The following is a 17,997-nucleotide window of genomic DNA, read 5'->3' on the forward strand; positions in this document are numbered from 1 at the left end:
TTTCTTGGTATACTAGTTTTTTGATTTCACAAAGAAGGAACACACATGCGCGAAGTGACTGTTTTTGAACGCATCGTTGCGGGGGAACTTCCTTGCAACAAAGTCATGGAAAATGACCATTTTTTGGCCTTTCACGACATCAATCCAAAGGCACCTATTCATATTTTAATTATTCCTAAAAAACATGTTGCCAATTTTCAAGATGTTGACCCCAAAACCATGGAAGCCATGACGCCTTTTATTCATGAAGTTGCCACCCTCTTGGGACTTGATAGTTCGGGGTATCGGCTCATTACCAACAATGGCGAAGATGGAGGACAAGAGGTGCCCCACTTGCATTTTCACCTTTTAGGGGGGACAAAGCTAGCGTGGGGGCATTTTTCTGATGCCAATCCAAAAGGAAGCCTCTAGGCCTCCTTTTTCTTAAGCCACTGTTCTATGTGAGTAAGTTGCTCTAGGGTGCGACTAGTGGCTGTTCCGCCCTCAGAGTTTCGTGCATTCATGGAAGCCTCAAGAGGCAAACACGCCAACACGTCTTCTTGGATGCGGCTGTCAATGCTTGCTAGTGCTTCATAAGAAAGCTCAGACACATCACACCCTTTTTCTTCTGCTAGGGCAACCACACGACCTGTAATGTGGTGCGCTTCGCGAAAAGGAATGTTACACGTACGCACAAGGTAATCTGCCAAATCAGTCGCGCTCAAGTGTCCAACCTTACAAGCAGCACCCATTTTATCTGCGTTAACGCCCAATGTTGCCATCGCAGCAGTGAGTATTTGCAAAGAAAGTGTCGCGGTTTGAACACTGTCAAACACCCCTTCTTTGTCCTCTTGCATGTCTTTATTGTAAGCCAAAGGCAGTCCCTTTAGCACACTTAAGAGGCCTATCAAATTTCCATAAACACGGCCCGATTTGCCACGCAATAATTCGGGTACGTCAGGGTTTTTTTTCTGGGGCATGATTGAGCTTCCCGTGGAATACTCGTCACTAAAGGTCACAAAACGAAACTCCGAACTTGACCACAAAATCAACTCCTCAGAAAGGCGTGAAATGTGCATCATCATGGTCGCAATATTAAATAAAATTTCCAGAGCAAAATCCCGATCACTCACCGTATCAAGGCAGTTGGGAGTCACACCAGCAAAGCCCAAAAGTTTGGCACTTAACTGCCTATCAACAGGGTGAGGAGTGCCTGCAAGTGCAGCACACCCAAGAGGCAAAAGATTGTTGCGCTCATAGGAAGATTCAAAGCGTTCAATATCGCGCTTGAACATATACATGTAAGCCAACAAATGATAAGCAAAATTAATAGGCTGTGCATGCTGCAGATGGGTCATGCCTGGCATTAAAGTTTTCGTATGGTCCTTTGCAATTTTCAACAAAGTATCAATGAGTGTCTCAAGGTGCCGTGCAATAGCACGGTTGCTGCGAAGCACATAAAGCCGAAAATCCAGCGCTACTTGGTCATTGCGACTGCGCGCGGTGTGCAGCTTTCCGCCCACATCACCCACAAGCTGGGTGAGACGCTTTTCAATAGCCATATGAATATCTTCATCCTCAATGACAAACACAAAATCCCCTGCCTCAATCTCTTTGCGGACTTTTGTCAAACCTTCACACAAAATATCTGTTTCTTCTTGGGTTAAAATCCCTTGGGCGCCAAGCATGGTAGCATGGGCGATGGACCCTTCAATATCCTCTTGATACAACACGCGATCAAAAGGCAAGGAGGCATTAAATTCGTCTAACAATTTTGCCGCACCTTGCTTGAAGCGACCCGACCACATTTTTGACATACGTTTTCCTCTTTTTTAATTCTTTAAAGTTTATTAAATACTCGGACCTGCAGCAGAATAATCATGTTCCGCGTCTTCAGCGAGGTATTTTTGAAAATTGTGGGCAAACATTCCCGCTAGATGAATCCTGCCCTCGTCATAGCGCGTTTTGTCTTTCCATGTATTGCGCGGATTTAGCAATTCTGTCTCAACCCCTTCAAGCTGCTTTGGAATCTGTAGGTCAAAAACGGGAAATGTTTCAAACTCAACTTCGTTAATAGAGCCATCAAGAATTGCATTGATACATGCTCTAGTTGCCTTAATACTCATGCGCTTTCCAATCCCATAAGGACCGCCCGTCCAGCCAGTATTGAGCAGAAAAACATTTACATTGTGTTTTTTGATTTTTTCACCCAACAAAGTCGCATACTTCGTAGGATGTAGTGGCAAAAATGCCTCACCGAAGCAGGCGCTAAAGGTAGCCACAGGCTCCGTAATACCGCGTTCCGTTCCAGCAACTTTAGCCGTATAGCCGCTTAGAAAATAATACATGGCTTGTTCGCTTGTCAACTTCGACACGGGAGGTAAAACACCAAAAGCGTCTGCCGTAAGAAAAATAATGTTTTTTGGATGACCTGCTTGAAGGGTTAGCTCGTGATTTTTGATGTGATGAATAGGATAAGAAACCCGGGTGTTTTCGGTTTTAGAACCGTCCGTATAATCCACCTTACCCTCGACATCAGCTACCACATTTTCCAATAATGCATCTTTTTTGATGGCGCCAAAAATTTCTGGCTCACTTTGAGCATCAAGATTAATGCATTTTGCGTAACATCCACCCTCAAAGTTAAAAATTCCCTCTTCGTCCCATCCGTGCTCGTCATCCCCAATCAAACGGCGATTAGCATCGGTAGATAGGGTTGTTTTGCCTGTTCCAGAAAGCCCAAAGAAAAGTGCAACATCCCCTGCTTTACCCACATTGGCAGAACAATGCATAGGAAGCTTGCCCTCTAGCGGCAACCAGTAGTTCATCATGGAAAAAATCCCTTTTTTCATCTCCCCACCGTACCACGTGCCTCCAATGATGGCAATGTTCTCCTCGATGTTAAAAACCACAAATACATCTGAATGCAATCCGTGTTTTTTAAAATCCGTATTGATACATTTGCACGCATTGTAGACTGTAAAATCAGGCAAAAACCCCTCTAATTCTCCTGCGCTTGGACGAATAAACATGTTTTTAACAAAATGCGCCTGCCAAGCAACCTCTGTCACAAAACGTACTTTTTTGCGACTGGCTAAACTGCCTCCACAAAAGGCATCTTGCACGTAAATATTTTTATGGGAAAGTTGCTGTTTTACTTTGGCAAACAGCTCTTCAAAAATCTCTTTAGAGACGGGTTGATTAATGTTGCCCCAAGCAATATGTTCCTTTGATGGACTTTGCTTTACAAAGTATTTGTCCTTTGGACTCCGCCCCGTAAAAATGCCCGTATCCACCATAAACGTACCATTTTCCGTTTGCCAGCCCTCATCGTTGGCAACTTCATGTTCAAAAAGTGTTGCGTAGTCTAAGTTATGATAAACCGTCTTTATGCCCTCTAGTCCCAACTTATCTAGCCCATTAATTGTTGACATTGTTCTATCCTCGTTCGTACACTTTATTTAAAAATAGACAACAGTACGCCCGCTGCGACCGCCGAACCAATAACACCCGAAACATTTGGACCCATAGCATGCATAAGAAGTATGTTGCTTGGGTCTTCCTTCATGCCCTCTTTATTAGCCACCCGCGCCGCCATGGGCACAGCACTTACTCCCGCAGCTCCAATAAGTGGATTAATTTTCTCTTTTGTAAACAGATTCATCGCCTTAGCCATCAAGACCCCTGATGCAGTACCAATAGCAAATGCAATGAGGCCTAAAATTAAAATGCCTAAGGTTTCGGGCGCCAAAAACTTATCTGCATCAAGCTTTGACCCCACCGCCAATCCAATGAAAATAGTAACAATGTTAATCAATGCGTTTTGCAAGGTGTCTGACAAACGCTGCACAACGCCTGATTCTTTGACAAGATTACCAAAAGCAAGAGCCCCAATGAGTGGGGTCGCATCGGGCAAAATAAGCAAAGAAAGCAAAACGATACTAATGGGAAAGATAATCTTTTCCAAACGTGACACTTGACGCAATTGCACCATTTTAATCTTTCGTTCTGCCTTGGTGGTGAGTGCCCGCATAATAGGCGGCTGAATCACAGGGACAAGGGCCATATACGAATACGCCGCCACTGCCACTGCCCCCAAAAGGTCTGGGGCAAGCCTAGAGGTAATGAAAATAGCCGTAGGACCATCTGCCCCTCCGATAATACCAATAGCAGCGGCATCTTGAAGGGAAAAGTTAACTACAGAGGTATATTGGCTTAAGGCCACAGCACCAACTAGTGCCCCAAAAATACCAATTTGAGCCGCTGCGCCCAAAAGAGCAGTTTTAGGATTAGACAGCAAAGGACCAAAATCCGTCATGGCGCCCACGCCCATAAAAATCAGCAAAGGAAATAAGCCATTGGCAATACCTGCATCATAAATAATGCCTAAAAAGCCATTTGGTCCCGCAATTTCAGCAATGGGCACATTGGCCAAAAAGCCTCCAAAACCAATAGGAAGCAATAAAAGAGGTTCAAACTTTTTAGCAATAGCCAAGTAAAAAAGAATGAACGAAATGACAATCATAATAACACGGCCCCACGTCTGAGTAAAAACACTCAACTCATGTCCCGTCGAATCCGTAAGCCCCTCTTGGGGATTTAAAAAGGCATATATCCCCGTAGACTCGTAGAAACTTTTAAAAAGTGCTCCGATATCTTTAGAGTGGTACTCTTTGACTTCTTGTGGTGCTGCGGGTGCTTGGACTGCGCTAGCAGACAAAGGCACCAATGCCAACGCAACAAACAATACAAGTGTTTTTAATATCAGCTTCATTATCCCCTGCCCTATAATACAATCAAAATTTGGCCATTCTCAACCGATTGGCCCTCAGAAACCTTCACTTGGCTTACAATGCCAGCGCAAGGGGAAGGAATTTCAATTTCCATTTTCATGGCTTCCAAAACAATCAACACCTCTCCTTCTGCAACACTCTGACCCTCTTTTACAAGAAGTTTAAACACAGATCCAGGCAAACTTGCACACACTGTTGCTCCTGAAGAAGGCGCTGACGCTACTTGTGCTGAAGATGTTGCTTGTGTTGTTGCAACGGGTGCAACAGCAGTAATGGCCACATCGGCCCCTTCTGCCACTTGCACGGCATAGGTTTTTCCATTGACAACAACCGTATAGGCACAAGGTTCTTGATTGGTCTCTTGTGGCGCAGTAGGCGTGACAGAAACAGGGGCGGGAGCACTATTTTTACGCACATTAACTTTGGCTTCACCTTTTAAATAGGCGATTCCTTTTTCTTTACATGCCGCCGCAATAAAGAGATTTTCCTCAGTTGCCTCCAACCCCTCTTTTTCAAGAATGGCACGCGTATGGGCCAAGGATTTTGTTTCGTCTTTATCGGCCAAATCAATGGCATGCTCTGTTGTTGGCTCTAGCTTTAACTGCTTGGCCGCCAAATCTACCACGGAAGCATCGGGAGCCACAGGTGTTTTTCCAAAGTAGCCAAGGACCATTTTGCCATACCCGTCTGCAATTTTTGTCCACGGTCCAAACATAACATTATTAAACGCTTGCTGGAAGTAAAACTGTGACACAGGGGTGACACTTGTGCCATAGCCTCCTTTTTCTACCACTTCGCGCATAGCCTTAATGACTTCAGGAAATTTGTGCAAGATGTTGTTATCGCGCATCATCTGCGTGTTGGCAGTCAAAGCGCCTCCAGGCATGGGTGAAAAGGGAATCAGTGGCGACACCTGCACCGCTTCTGGTGGCATAAAGTACTCTTTAAGGCACTCTTGGAGGACTTCTTCGTAAGTTAAAATCTTTTCAAGCTCCAAGCCACCTAGGTCATAAGGCTTTCCCTTGACTGCATGAAGCATGGTTAAAATATCTGGCTGACTTGTGCCACCGCTCACAGGTGCTGCGGCCAAATCAATACCATCCACCCCTGCCTCCAAAGCAGCCAAATAACAAGCCACACTCACCCCTGCTGTTTCATGGGTATGGAGCCTTACATGTACAGATTCTGGCAAGAGTTTTTTTGCCATTTTGATGGTTTCATAAACCTTTTGGGGACTAGATGTTCCGCTGGCGTCTTTAAAACAAATACTGTCATAGGGAATTCCCGCATCTAAAATCTCGCGCAGTGTTTTTTCGTAAAAGGCCACATCATGCGCACCCACGCACCCTGGAGGAAGATCCATAAGGGTCACCACCACTTCATGTTTTAGACCATAATGAGAGATGCGTTCACCACTATATTTAAGGTTCTCGACATCATTTAGTGCATCAAAATTACGCACGGTAGTTGTGCCGTGTTTTTTAAATAATTTTGCGTGCAAATCAACAATTTCACGGCTTCCTGTGTCTAGTGTCACGGTATTTACACCGCGCGCTAGGGTTTGAAGGTTGGCATCTTTTCCAGCTACTTCGCGGAATTTATCCATCATATCAAACGCATTTTCATTGAGATAGAAAAATAGGCTTTGGAACCTTGCGCCGCCGCCAAACTCAAAGTGTGTGATTCCTGCTTCTCTTGCTGCAGCAACTGCAGGCATGAAATCTCCCATAAGAACCCTGCCACCGTAAACAGATTGGAATCCGTCTCGGAATGTTGTGTCCATAATATCGATGAATTTTTTTGCCATGATTGCCCTTTTATAAACGCTTAGTGACGTTTTTGATTACGAAATGTTTGAATCGCTGCGGAAATCACCGCTACAAGTGTCGTTTCATCGCTAGGGGATGATGGAGTGCTCCCTGGGGTTTGTTGGGGTTTGGGAGTGGGTTTTTGAGGAAAAAACGTTGTTAGGATGGCCGATTGCGCGTACAGTATCGCTACCATCAACACCAGGAATAAAAACACGGTCGTAATGCCTAAGACCATGAATTTGAGACCTTCTGTGACCAGATTTATTTCCATGCCAGAAGCCTTTGTGTGAGAACATTTTTAGCGCAAACGCTAAATGGCGGTTATTCTAACATGTCTTTTATTAAAAAAAACCAAGCCACCAATAGGGAGCTTGGTTTAAAAAATCCCCTTTACATGTAAAGGGGATTATGGGGTTTTGTTGGGGTATTACCTAGTACAACGGTCCACCAAATACAAGATGTTACGATAAGCCAGCCCACTGTGCTCACTAAGGCCAATTTCACAGGTTTTATTGGTCGAAAAGGCCAAGCGTGTTCCCTTGGGAATATTGGCTTTCAAATCGCGTAAGGCCGAAGTGTTTAACTCAGGATAGTTAAACCCACGGTCTCCCGCAAAACCACAACACTGTACGTCTGAGGGTACATGTACTTGTGTTGAACACAAGTTAGCCACCTCAACAAATTTATCCACTAAGCCCATTTTTCGCGTTGAACAAATAGCGTGAATCACCACGGGTTCGTCAATTTTCGTAAAGGTAAGCTTCTCTTTGAGGTGTGTCAAAACAAATTCGATAGGGTCAAGCATGATAATATCGCCATTAAAATTCTCGCGTGCTGTTTTACTGCACGAAGTCATATCACAAACAATAGGATAAGCCCCATTATTGCTAGCACCTCGCAACACGTCTTCGAGTTCTTTATTTTTGCGTTTCCCCTCTTCCACGTACCCTTTGCTCAAAAAAGCTTGGCCACAACACAGCTCTTTGACCCCTTTTGGAATAATAACTTCATACCCCGCGCGCTCCAAGAGTCCAATGGTAATTTCATGGATGCTGGCCTCTTCGTCTTGCGGTTTTGGATTTCCAAGAGAGCGATTAATACATGAAGAGTAATAAACCACCTTGGGTGCATCAGGACGAAACTGAGGCTGTGGTTTAAAGGAAACGCCTCCCGTGAGACTTGCTGTCCACAAAGGCAAAGCATTGTTTGTTAGTTTTCTTGCGCCTTTACCAAGTCCTGTCATCACATTTTCACCCAATACGGAACTCACTCCTTTTACGGCGCTTAAGGTGACGTTCATTGCACCCAGCGTTGCTCCAAAGTGCGATCCGATAAACCCAGCTGTTTTTTGCGCAAATTCCCCAATTTGAGCGCTACGCAACTCTTTGGTAAGATTGCCTGTGTTGATGCCAACGGGGCACGAGAGGGAGCACAGCGAACATGTAGCACAGGTCTCTATGCCATCGTACTGGTACGCTTTTTTGAAATCCAAATATGCTTGCGTATCCAGCTCGCTTTTGAGTTTTGAAAGGTGACGATTGGCCACAATTCGTTGGCGTGGTGTTAATGTGATAACATTAGAAGGACACACAGGCTCACAAAATCCACACTCGATGCACTTGTCGACAATCGGATGGGTTGCGGGCATAAATTTAAAATCTTTCAAGTGCGCTTTAGGGTCATCGTTTAAAATAACGCCTGGGTTAAGTAACCCATTGGGGTCAAAAAGTGCCTTAATTTCTTTCATAAGCGCGTAAGCATCCGCGCCCCATTCAAGCTCAACAAACGGCGCCATGTTGCGTCCTGTGCCGTGTTCTGCTTTGAGGCTTCCTTGGTACTTGGTAGCCACTTGTTCAGCCACTTCTTGCATAAATGCTTCGTAGCGCGCTATCTCTTCTTGGGTATCAAAGGCTTGCGTGAAGACAAAGTGCAAGTTGCCATCTAGCGCATGTCCAAAGATAATCGCTTCGTTATAGCCATACTTTTTAAATAACTCTTGAAGCTCCAAGGTTGCATCAGCCAAAGACTCAATAGGATAAGCCACATCTTCGATAATAACAGTCGTACCTGTCTCCCTTACTGCGCCAACAGCAGGGAAAGTTCCTTTGCGAATTTTCCAAAAAGAGGTGTACTCGGCCACATCTTTTGTAAATTGCAAGGGAATTTCTGGCTCAATGTGCTGAAGCTTCTCCAAGATAGTAGCGATATTTTTATCCAGTGTTGCATCATCTACCGCTCTTGTTTCTACAAGCACGGCCGTAGCTGTCTCACTTAAATCTTTGAGGTATGGCGGCATGCCATCTTTGCCCTCAACGCTTCGCAACGCAGCCCTGTCCATGATTTCTGCTGCGTCTACTTCTGCGTTTTCAACCCGTGTTCTGCATTGGGTTTTTAGGACAATAATAGCATCACAAGCGTCTTTGATGTTTTTGAAAATCATTAACGCACTGGCTTTATCTTTGTATTCAGGAACGGTTTTAAAGGTGATTTCCTTAATAAAACCCAACGTTCCCTCACTCCCAATCATAAGGTGCTGAATGATCTCATAGGGGTCGTCAAAATCCACAAGAGCATTAAGGCCATACCCACAGGTGTTTTTGATTTTAAATTTTCGGTTGATTTTATCCCGCAACGCTGTGTTTTCATTGGTCTTTTTGGCAAGTGCTGCAACGCCCTCCACAAGGTCTGGATGAGAAAGGGCGAATGCCTTTTTGCTCTCTTCGCACCCTGTATCTAACTCTGAGCCATCGTGAAAAATAATTTGCATCGTATGGAGCGTCTTATAGGAGTTGTCAGACGTGCCACAGCACATACCACTAGCATTGTTTGCCGCAATCCCTCCGATCATCGCTGAACCGATAGAAGCAGGATCTGGACCAATCTTCTTTCCATAAGGCAAAAGCTTCTCGTTAACAGAAGTGCCCAAAACGGAAGGTTCCATTGTAACGAAGGTGCCGTTTTCTTTTACATGTATACCTTTCCAGTCCCTAGAAGTCATTAAGAGAATGGAGTCTGTGATAGCTTGGCCCGCCAAGCTTGTCCCTGCTGCACGAAAAACAACAGGCAAGTTTCTTTTTGAGGCTTCTTTGAGCACCAAACTGACTTCACTCGCATTCGCAGCAAGAATGACAATTTTTGGCACCAAGCGATAAAACGAAGCATCCGTCCCGTAGGCAATGGTGTGAAGCGGGTCAGTGAAGATACGATTTTGAGAAATCACAGAAGAAACAGAGGCATGAAAATCACGATAAGGGCCTGTCATGGACTATCCTTTAGAGCGGTTTTTGTGTCAAATGCACTTATTGTACAAAGTTGGCATAATATCTAAATGATAATGTGCCAACCCTGAAACACTACTGCATAACGCTGATACCAAACCACTCAGGATAAAACATCAACACCACCAAAACAGCAATTTGAATGAGGATAAAAGGCAAAACGCCTCGATAAATATGAACAGTCTTTACCTCTGGCGGTGAAACACCCTTGAGATAAAACAAGCTAAACCCAAAAGGCGGCGTAAGAAAGGAGGTTTGCAAGTTCATAGCAATCAAAATAGCAAACCACACAGGATTAATCCCAATAGCATCTGCAATAGGCACTAAAATAGGAACGATGATGTAAGAGATCTCAACAAAATCAATGAAAAACCCTAGCACCAAAATAGCAATCATAGACAAAATAATAAAGCCCCATTTTTCCCCAGGAAGGCTTAACATAAACTCTTCCACAATCTCCTCACCACCGGTATAAGAAAAAACCATCGAAAAAGCAGTAGCACCAATCAAAATCCCAAATACCATAGCGGTTACTTTAACGGTCTCTAAAGCCGCTTCATGAAGCATCTTAAAAGAAAACGTGCGGTATAAAACTGCAAGCCCTATGGCGCCAATACACCCTACTGCCGAAGACTCCGTGGGCGTAGCGATCCCTGCAAAAATAGACCCGAGCACCATAACAATTAACACCAAAGGAGGAATAACAGCCAAAAGAGCGTTAAGCACTTGCTTAAGCTTACTTTCTTGACTCACAATCGTAATAGGTGGCGCAACTTCTTTTTTAATAAAAGCAATCACCAAAATAAAAAGAATATAAGCTCCCACCAAAGCAAGGCCAGGAAAAAGGGCGCCTTTAAACAAATCTCCTACGGGAACTTGAAACACATCCCCTAAAATAATCAACACAATCGAAGGCGGAATGATTTGGCCCAAGGTGCCTGCGGCACAAATGGTTCCTGTGGCAAGTTCTTTGTTGTAGCCGTATTTAAGCATAACCGGTAACGAAATTACTCCCATCGCTACCACGCTTGCCCCTACAACACCCGTAGACGCAGCCAAAAGTGCTCCCACGAGCACGGTGCTAATAGCAATGCCGCCACGAATCTCCCCAAACAAAAAGCCCATGGATTCCAAAAGACGTTCGGCCAGTTTGGTTTTTTGCAAAATAATACCCATCAAAACAAAAAGTGGGACTGCCATTAAGATGGTATTTTGCATAATAGAAAAAACTCGAAATGGCATGAAGCCAAACATATCTTTCCCAATACCAAACCCCTCTGCGATGGTTCCACCGTACTGCAACGATTCCACCACGCCACCAATCATGGCAAAAAACACCGACACCGCCCCAAAGGTAAACGCCACAGGAAACCCAAGTGCTAGCATTGCCAAAGCGGCAAAAAACATGATAATGCCTACCATGATTATGCCTCCTTAGTTGGGCAAGAATGGGCCCGGTAAAGATTAATGTTTTTAATAATAAAGCCAAGATTAATGAAAAGCAAAAGATAAAAGGACAACGGAATCATCCCTTTGATAATCCAACGAAACGGAAGTCCGCCAGGATCACCACTGCCCTCATTACTACGATAAGCTTCTAACACAAACTCTGTTGAACCTGTAGCAATCAACACAGAAATGGGAACGATGAAAACAATCGCACCAAATATATTAATCAGTGCTTTTCTTTTTGGCTGAAGCCTGTCGTAGATAACATCAACGCGAACGTGGGCATCTTCTTTGAGTGCGTAAGAGATGCCAAAAAGAATAATCAGAGAAAAGAAGTGCCACTCAAGCTCTTGCATTCCAATGGAACCCGTTTTAAAAAAGTACCGCATTACCACGTTGTAAAAGACATTTAACATCATAATGCTCATCAAAATTCCACACGCATGACCAATCCAATTGGCGAGCGTATCAAAAAAACGCTCCATTCGCTCCAACATTCAATCTCCCTACCTACTTGCAATTTCACTGGTTTTTTTCCATAGCCTTTACATGTAATGCTATGGAAAAAAACCAAAAGGCCTCAAAAGGCCTCTTGGCGCCAATCCTAAAGATTGTCTTTAAGGTAATCAAAGTCCGACATTTTAGTCCAAACACGAACTTTTTTCAAGTATTGCGCCTGAGACTCCATGGCTTCTTTAAAAAGAGGATTTGCATCCGACATCTCTTTGAGAAGCTTTTGGTTGGCTGCTTTCATGGCATTCATAATCTCTGGAGAAAATGTTTCAATCTTGATGTGAGGAAATTCTGTCGCAATTTGCGCCCATGCCTCAGAACTCTCATGGTAGTTGAGTGCATACATGTCATACGCAGCGACACGCATAGCCACGCGTAGCATCTCTTTGTATTTTTCTGGGAGTGCCTCGTAAGCTTTTTGATTTACCAAGTACTGAAGTTCAGTTGCAGGCTCATGCCACCCTGTATAGTAATATGGCGCCACTTTGTGAAATCCAAGCTTAATATCCATACCTGGTCCAACCCACTCAAGGGCATCAATGGTTCCCCGCTCAAGAGCTGTGTAAAGCTCACCTGGTGCGATGTTAGTAACCACCGTACCAAGTTCTGCTAAAACCTCTCCTGCAAAGCCGGGGATACGCATTTTGAGTCCCTTTAAATCTTCAAGAGTTTTGATTTCTTTGCGAAACCAACCACCCATTTGCGCACCTGTGTTTCCGCCTGGAAAAGAGTACATGTTGTGTGGCGCATAGGCTTTTTGCATAAGCTCCATGCCTCCACCATAGTAAAACCACGCGTATTGCTCAGGTGCCGTCATGCCAAAGGGCATGCTCGTAAACGGCAGGAGGTTAACGTCTTTCCCCTTCCAATAATAAGAAGCAGAATGGGCCATCTCATATTGCCCCGCCTTAACCATGTCCAACACTCCAAAAGGCGATTTGTGCCGATTGGCTGAATCAATGCGAATGATAAAATTGCCATCACTCATCGTCTCAACCATTTTGGCCATACTCTCAACCGAAGTGGTAAAGGGGTGCAAGGTTCCGCCCCATGTCATTGCCAACTTCCATACAATTTTGCGCTCCGAAGCGCTTGCGCTCGTGAGCACTGCAACAGCCAACACAAGTGTGGCAACAATGCGTCTCCAATATTGCATTCTTTCTCCTTTACATGTAAAGTGGTGTTCAATACGTATTGTAGAAAGAAATAGCCAAAAAGTGACAAGATTGCTCTATTTCAAGGGCAGGATTCCCTGTATTGTTTCATTATGAAACAATACAGGAGTATTACGCCTTTGGAGGGTTGAACAAATAGCCGATATCCACTACTGTTTCAATGTAATTTTCGGGGATTTTTTTTCGTAATCTGCGAATAAGTGAGCGTATGGAGTCCAGGCTGGCAAAGTTTCCTTCCCAAACGATTGATTGTATTTTCTCATAGGAAACCACCTTTCCTTGGTCACTCAAGAAAAGCCCTAGCAAAAGACGTTCTTTTTTGGAGAGCCGTTCACGCTCCCCTTGGTGCTCTAAAATGCTCGACAATGCATCAAAACTATAGCTGTCACCAAAGGTAACAATATCGTTGGTGACATTGCACAGTTTTTCAATTTTTATCTCCAGCTCATCCACAAAAAAAGGTTTTTTAATGTAGTCACTGCAACCAAAATGGTATGAATCACGAATGGTTTCAAGCTCGACACTGGAACTAATAATAATTACAGGGGTATAAGGATAGTACTCTCGAATACGTTTTAGCAATTCAATACCATCAAGTGAAGGGACATTAATATCCAACACATAACAACCATAGCCATTGTCCACCGCCTCATAAGCAGCAGCTCCATCCTCAAAACTATCCACGTCAAAACCCTTGGCACTAAGGCGCTTGGTAATGGTAGCATTGAGTCTCGTGTTGTCTTCCAAGAGTAATATTTTCATAGGGGCATTATAGTCCAAAAAACTTTAAAAGAGTTCTTGCAAAACTCAAGATTGGCTCTCAAGGTAACGGCCCAAAAGCTACATCAAATGCTCTTCAGTAGAAATTCCTTGCACCTTTGGTGCTTTTTCGACCCGTTCACAGTTGGGAACCTCAACAATAAAAATCGCACTGTTTTCTCCATTGGCTACGCTAATGCGTCCTTGCATCTTATCTTCGATAATGACTTTGGCCATGTAGAGCCCTAGCCCAGTTCCTCCAGGTGTAGTTGTAAAATAAGGGTCAAAAACATGGTTGATAATGGAAGGATGGATTTCGCCTGCATCATCAATGATTTGAATCACCGTGGTGTCTTCATTACGATACACATTTATAGTGATAATTCCTACTTTGTCAGTTCCTTTATAGGTATTGATAATTTTCTTTTTGGCATTATTGATAATATTAAGCAAAACTTGCTTAAACTCGTTTTCGTACCCATAAACCATAATATCGCCAAACTCTGGCTTGAAATTTACAAACAGATTAATGTTCGAATAAAACACATGTCGCCCAATCAGTTCCGTGATTTCACTCAAGGCTGTTCGAACACTAAAACTCTTTTTTTGAGTAGAAGGTTTGAGAAAATTTCTAAAGTCTTTGAGCGTTTTGGACATGTATTGAATTTGGAGCATCGAATCTTTAACATACGCTTTGACCACATCATCGGTAAGCTCTTCGTTGTAATATGCCATCTCCATATCTTGAACGATGGCCGAAAGCTCCACCAAGGGTTCATTCCACTGGTGTGCGATAGCTGCTATCATCTCCCCCATTTCGGCAAGCTTTGACTGCTGAATCAAGAACTGTTTTTGCTGGATACGCTCTGTAATGTTGTCCATAATACACACTACACCCCCAACCGAGGCATCCGCATTGGAATAAGTGGCTTTATGCAGTACAAAATGCTGCATGGGACGTCCCGGTAGGTGCAATGTCGCCTCATCGACACTGCTTGCATTAGGATATTTTAACAGCATTTCATCCTTTAGAGCATGTTCCTTGGCCCAAGCAGAAGGAAAAAGATCGTAGATTGTTTTTCCCTTTATTTCCCATTTTGGAAGCTTTAAAAGCGTCGAAAATGCTTGATTGCACCCCATATATCTTCCTAAAACATCCTTGTAAAAGATGGGGTTTTTCATCGTATCTAGCAAGGTAGTAATAAACATCAATTGGCTTTTGAGTTCTTTTTCACTTTTGCGTCGTAGAATCACATTGGTTGCCAGTACAAAAGTTACAGCAGTCCCCGCCAAAAACAGAAGAACCAAGCTCCACACGAGAGATTTGTAGGTTTCATAAAATGAAAAAGGCTTGTTGTGAATTTCATGAAACCCGATATGCAACGGTATCTTTAATCCAAAACGCGCCAACTCGTTGTGATCAAAAAGATACACATTAGGACTGGTGTCAAGAATGGGTATTTCATCAGGAGATTTGCCATCAAGAATTTCAAGTGCCATTTTTGACGCTGCTTCACCTTGCGCCTTTGCGCTTGTCATTTTTCCTCCAACAACACCATGCCCAAGGTAAAAATCCCAAACACCAAAAATTGGAACAGAGCTCACCGCCCTTACCTCTTGCAAACTTTCTTTGTAAGTAAAGTATTTACCTGTGCTGTCTTTAAAAAGAAGGAGGAACAAAATAGCAGTGTTCTCAGGATTAAGAGTACTTACGCGTTCTTTAATGGCCAAAATATCCAAATTGTCTACGTATTCAAAATTAAGTCTACTGCTGTAATACGGAATGACTTTTTCTAGTTCGTGTTTAACAGCCAGTCCTGTTTCACTTTGGTCATTGAGCACAAAAATAGTTTGAAGGCCTCCATTCATGGCCAACATCAACTCTAGTGTTGAGGCGATATCCACCTCTTCAACAACGCCAGTAATTTTATGATTTAATCCTCGAAGCAATCTAGGGTGAAATCCGTTAATGCCTAAAAAAACGATAGGGGCGTTATGAAACACAGTGCTGTGGTGCATTAGCACAAAATCCAAAGCTGCGTTGTCTGCCGCCATAATTAAATCAAAAGTACGGTTAGGAAATTGCTCTTTATACAGGCGCGCCAAGGCGTCTAAATAAGCAGGGGTGTCGATGCGTTTTATATCCATATAAAGCGACATGATTTCAACATTTTCACGATTGGCAAAACTCTCATCAATGGCCAACGACATATCATCTGTCCATTTGTAACCCTTGTGGTATGAGTGCAACAAAAGCACTTCCTGAGTTTTACTCCCCGTAACCGCAAATGCTTTACATGTAACAATAAAAATAAGCGCCACCATTAGGCAATAGCGCATGAGAAATTTTTTAGCGCACAAAAAATGCCTCAGGAAACTGAACGATGGCTCCGTGTTCAGCAATAGCTTCCTCAGCAGTATGGTACCGCTCACTAAACAAGGGGCGATCATGATCAACTTCGTCTTCTTTAATTTCAAAAACCATGGTTTCATAAACAATGCGCTTGCCATCCCCGTCAAACCACGTGTGTCTGACAGGAGTGGCAATAGTTGAAACCAAATAGCTTTTTTCCCCAAGGGTAATGACATTTTTTAGTTCCAAATCACGCATTTTTAGCCTTTAAAAAAAGAGTTGATTAATCATTACTGCCGCAATCCCCAAGGGCGCAACATAACGAATGGAGAAATACCACACATCAAAAGCCGCTTTTGGCATATGATCTCCAAGTAATGCAACCAGTCTATCTTTTTGAAGCGCATAACCCACAAACAGAGCAACCAAAAGGCCGCCAAGCGGAAGGAGTATGGAAGAGCTTGAAAAATCAAGGATGTCAAACACCCCTTTCCCAAAGATTGTTGCATAACCCTTAAGCGTTTCCACATTAGAGATTAAAGCAAGTGTTCCTAAAACATAGGTCGTAACACCAAGTATGCTCAACGCTTGAACACGGCTTATTTTAAAGCGGTTAATCATATACATAGCAGTTGGTTCAACAATAGAGACAGCAGAGGTAATTCCCGCAAAAGCTAAAGCAACAAAAAAGGCAAACCCGATGATGTTGCCCAAAACACCAAGATCATGAAACAAGGGTGGCAACGAGATGAAGACCAAGCCCGCACCTTGCGCTGGCTCTGCACCAAAGCTAAAAATAAGAGTAAAAATAACCATCCCCGCAATCAAAGCAATGATAGTATCAAGGGCGGCTACAGAAAGCGATGAAGTCACAAGATTTGAATCTTTTGGAAGCGAAGCAGAATACGTCATGATAGTTCCCATTCCCAAAGAAAGGGTAAAAAATGCATGGCCAACCGCAGAAAGAATAGAAGTGGAAGTTACTTTGCTAAAATCTGGAATGAATAAAAATCTTAAAGAGTCCCCAAAACCATCCAGCGTCATGGCGTAAAAAAGCAAAAGAACCAATATCCCCACCAACAATGGCATTAAAACGAGATTAATACGCTCAATACCGCGTTTAATTCCTTGGGAGACGATGTAAAATGTAATAACAAAAGCAAGAGTAAAGAACAACATTTGACCCACGGTGTCCGTTGTGATCATTCCACCAAAAGCAGCCCCAGCTTCTTCGACCGAAGAAGGCAGTGTCGTAGCAGCCACATAGATGTATTTAAAAATCCAACCGATGACAATGGTGTAAAACGAAAGAATAATCACCCCAGTAAAAACCATAAAACCGCCGTATTTCCAGTATTGGCCATTTTTTTGCGGTAGTGTTTCAAAAGCAGAAACCGCATCGCCTCGACTCAATCGTCCCATTACCGATTCAGCCAAAAAGACCGAAAGGCCAATAAAAACAATCGTGAGCAGGTAAATAAACACGAATGCACCGCCACCATTTTCTCCTGTCATATAAGGAAACTTCCAAATATTTCCCAATCCAACCGCACTTCCTGCGGCCGCTAAAACAAACCCTACTTTGCTAAAGCGCTCACCATGCATCAGCATTCCTTTAAAATAAATTTTGGCCACCATGGTAGCATACCTAATCTTTTAGATTTATTGGAAAAAATTTATTTTATGGTGAAAAAAGAGGCAGAAAAGAAAATGTAACAAGTGGGCAAGAAAATAAAAAAATTGGGGGGGGTGATTCAAGAGAAGTAAAAAGATGGTGCGACCGATGAGACTCGAACTCATACACCTGTTGGCACTACCCCCTCAAGATAGCGTGTCTACCAATTCCACCACGGTCGCATGTTTCAGCCCAAATTTTGGGCTGAAGAA

The 17,997-nt window shown here is 43.4% G+C and carries 14 protein-coding genes and 1 tRNA gene; 1 reads left to right on the forward strand and 14 read right to left on the reverse strand.

Going from position 1 to position 17,997, the window contains the following annotated elements; all coding sequences use genetic code 11:
- Window positions 1-54: 54 nt before the first annotated feature.
- The gene (locus JWV37_RS02380) at window positions 55-411 is read left to right on the forward strand and encodes a histidine triad nucleotide-binding protein (protein WP_205458145.1); all 357 of its coding nucleotides are present in this window, start codon (window positions 55-57) and stop codon (window positions 409-411) included.
- On the opposite strand, the gene argH is transcribed toward JWV37_RS02380, so the two are convergent.
- The 14 genes from argH to JWV37_RS02450 all read right to left on the reverse strand — a co-directional run bounded on the left by argH (window position 408) and on the right by JWV37_RS02450 (window position 17,967).
- The gene (gene argH / locus JWV37_RS02385; protein ID WP_205458052.1) at window positions 408-1,796 is read right to left on the reverse strand and encodes an argininosuccinate lyase; all 1,389 of its coding nucleotides are present in this window, start codon (window positions 1,794-1,796) and stop codon (window positions 408-410) included. The two genes, JWV37_RS02380 and argH, sit on opposite strands and share 4 nt — an antisense overlap.
- A 33-nt stretch (window positions 1,797-1,829) precedes the next feature.
- On the reverse strand, window positions 1,830-3,404 hold the full coding sequence (pckA, locus tag JWV37_RS02390; protein ID WP_369407642.1) for a phosphoenolpyruvate carboxykinase (ATP): 1,575 nt from the start codon (window positions 3,402-3,404) through the stop codon (window positions 1,830-1,832).
- A 32-nt stretch (window positions 3,405-3,436) separates the two neighbouring features.
- Window positions 3,437-4,753, reverse strand: coding sequence for a sodium ion-translocating decarboxylase subunit beta (locus tag JWV37_RS02395; protein ID WP_205458054.1), 1,317 nt, complete (start codon window positions 4,751-4,753; stop codon window positions 3,437-3,439).
- 11 nt (window positions 4,754-4,764) lie between these two features.
- Window positions 4,765-6,579 (reverse strand): biotin/lipoyl-containing protein, encoded by a 1,815-nt coding sequence (locus tag JWV37_RS02400; protein ID WP_205458055.1) that lies wholly within the window; start codon window positions 6,577-6,579, stop codon window positions 4,765-4,767.
- 20 nt (window positions 6,580-6,599) lie between these two features.
- On the reverse strand, window positions 6,600-6,854 hold the full coding sequence (locus JWV37_RS02405; RefSeq protein ID WP_205458056.1) for an OadG family protein: 255 nt from the start codon (window positions 6,852-6,854) through the stop codon (window positions 6,600-6,602).
- Between the two features lie 156 nt (window positions 6,855-7,010).
- Window positions 7,011-9,845: an FAD-binding and (Fe-S)-binding domain-containing protein gene (locus JWV37_RS02410; protein ID WP_205458057.1), complete on the reverse strand. Its 2,835-nt coding sequence runs from the start codon at window positions 9,843-9,845 to the stop codon at window positions 7,011-7,013.
- A 91-nt stretch (window positions 9,846-9,936) separates the two neighbouring features.
- Entirely contained in the window at window positions 9,937-11,283 is a 1,347-nt protein-coding gene (locus JWV37_RS02415) for a TRAP transporter large permease (protein ID WP_205458058.1), read from the reverse strand.
- A 2-nt stretch (window positions 11,284-11,285) separates the two neighbouring features.
- Entirely contained in the window at window positions 11,286-11,807 is a 522-nt protein-coding gene (locus JWV37_RS02420) for a TRAP transporter small permease subunit (protein ID WP_205458059.1), read from the reverse strand.
- Window positions 11,808-11,914: 107 nt separating this feature from the next.
- Window positions 11,915-12,979, reverse strand: coding sequence for a TRAP transporter substrate-binding protein (locus JWV37_RS02425; protein WP_205458060.1), 1,065 nt, complete (start codon window positions 12,977-12,979; stop codon window positions 11,915-11,917).
- 130 nt (window positions 12,980-13,109) lie between these two features.
- A complete protein-coding gene (locus JWV37_RS02430) occupies window positions 13,110-13,760 on the reverse strand; it encodes a response regulator transcription factor (protein WP_205458061.1) in 651 nt (216 codons plus the stop codon).
- A 78-nt stretch (window positions 13,761-13,838) separates the two neighbouring features.
- Window positions 13,839-16,097 (reverse strand): sensor histidine kinase, encoded by a 2,259-nt coding sequence (locus JWV37_RS02435; protein WP_205458062.1) that lies wholly within the window; start codon window positions 16,095-16,097, stop codon window positions 13,839-13,841.
- A gap of 10 nt (window positions 16,098-16,107) precedes the next feature.
- A complete protein-coding gene (locus JWV37_RS02440; protein WP_205458063.1) occupies window positions 16,108-16,368 on the reverse strand; it encodes a hypothetical protein in 261 nt (86 codons plus the stop codon).
- Window positions 16,369-16,377: 9 nt separating this feature from the next.
- On the reverse strand, window positions 16,378-17,748 hold the full coding sequence (locus JWV37_RS02445) for a sodium-dependent transporter (protein WP_240331969.1): 1,371 nt from the start codon (window positions 17,746-17,748) through the stop codon (window positions 16,378-16,380).
- Window positions 17,749-17,882: 134 nt separating this feature from the next.
- A tRNA-Leu gene (locus JWV37_RS02450) sits at window positions 17,883-17,967 on the reverse strand.
- Window positions 17,968-17,997 lie beyond the last annotated feature (30 nt).

The organism is Sulfurospirillum tamanense, assembly GCF_016937535.1.
In the GTDB taxonomy this organism is placed as follows: Bacteria; Campylobacterota; Campylobacteria; order Campylobacterales; family Campylobacteraceae; genus Sulfurospirillum_B; species Sulfurospirillum_B tamanense.